Annotated in this window: 1 protein-coding gene; it reads left to right on the top strand. The window is 40.8% G+C overall.

Annotation, left to right across the window (positions count from 1 at the left end; all coding sequences use genetic code 11):
* The first annotated feature begins 131 nt into the window (after window positions 1-131).
* On the top strand, window positions 132-1,310 hold the full coding sequence (locus LDM92_RS09770) for an IS256 family transposase (RefSeq protein ID WP_198189192.1): 1,179 nt from the start codon (window positions 132-134) through the stop codon (window positions 1,308-1,310).
* The last annotated feature ends 62 nt before the right edge of the window (window positions 1,311-1,372 follow it).

Below are 1,372 nucleotides of genomic sequence, written 5' to 3' on the forward strand. Positions count from 1 at the left end.
GAGACCGTAAAATAGTTTGTGTAAGGATGAATAATTCCTTAAATTAATTTCTTAAAACATTAGAAAAAGGAGTTCCTTTCTCGTATGATTGGTTTGAACAAAAAAACACATACAGAAAGAAGAACTCCTTCATGAATGATTTTACCAAAAATATGGCACAAGCTCTATTCAATCAAGACAAAATAAACGATTTATTGCGCAAAGAACTCCAGCAAGCAGTTAATGACCTATTAGAGGCTGAACTGACTGCGTTTTTAGGCTATGATCCTTATGCCAGAGCTGGCTGGAATACAGGCAATTCACGCAATGGTGCTTACTTTCGCAAGGTTGATACGCAATTTGGCGAGATTGAAATTCAGGTGCCTAGGGACCGCAACGGCATGTTTCATCAGCACACGCTCCCTGACTACAAGCAGCACTCCGATGTCTTGGAAAGCATGATTATCAAGCTATATTCCAAAGGCGTAACCACCAGAGAAATAGCCGACTTGATTGAAAAGATGTATGGCAGTCATTACAGCCCAGCTCAGGTATCTAACATCTCCAAGCAGATGATTCCAAAAGTCGAGGCCTATCATCAGCGCAAACTCAGTGACAAGTTCTTCTGCGTTTATTTGGACGCTACCTACATTCCTTTGCGTCGCATAACCTTTGATCGTGAAGCAGTTTATATTGCCATTGGCATCAAGCCTAATGGCCACAAGGAAGTCATCGATTACCGCATTGCTCCCAGCGAAAACGTCGAGAATTGGACGGAAATGCTTCAAGATGTGAAGTCTCGCGGTCTAGAACAGGTTGAGCTCTTTCTTTCAGATGGCGTTGTGGGCATGAAGACAGTGCTGGAGCAGACTTATCCGAAAGCTCATTTTCAACGCTGTCTAGTTCATGTCATGCGCAATATTTGCGCTAAAGTACGCGTAGATGATCGCGAAACGATCATGAATGAATTCAAGCAAATTCATCAACAGCCAAATAAAAAAGCTGCGATCAAAGTCTTGCACGCCTTCTATGACAAGTGGAACAGAGCGTACAACCATGTCATCAGAAATCTCAAAGATATTGAACCTGATCTGCTGGTCTTTTACAGCTATCCTAAGCAGATCAGGGCTTCAATTTACTCTACCAATATGATCGAATCCTTTAACAACGTTATCAAGCGTAAAGCTAAGCCTAAAGCAGAGTTTCCAACTGAACAGTCGCTTGATACTTTTATTGGCATTCAGGCAATGAGCTACAACGAACGCTATTTCAATCGAATCCACAAAGGCTTTGGTCAGGTTCAGGATACCTTAGAATCCTACTTTGATTAAATAAAAGATTAAAAAATCAATCTACGAGAAAAATCTATTTACACAAAAAATTTGACAGTTTC

The organism is Lactobacillus laiwuensis, assembly GCF_019972835.1.
Lineage (GTDB): Bacteria > Bacillota > Bacilli > Lactobacillales > Lactobacillaceae > Lactobacillus > Lactobacillus laiwuensis.

What these genes read in the sequence shown, in the direction of transcription:
- LDM92_RS09770 (WP_198189192.1), top strand. Translation starts at nt 132, where the DNA reads ATGAATGATTTTACCAAAAATATGGCACAAGCTCTATTCAATCAAGAC.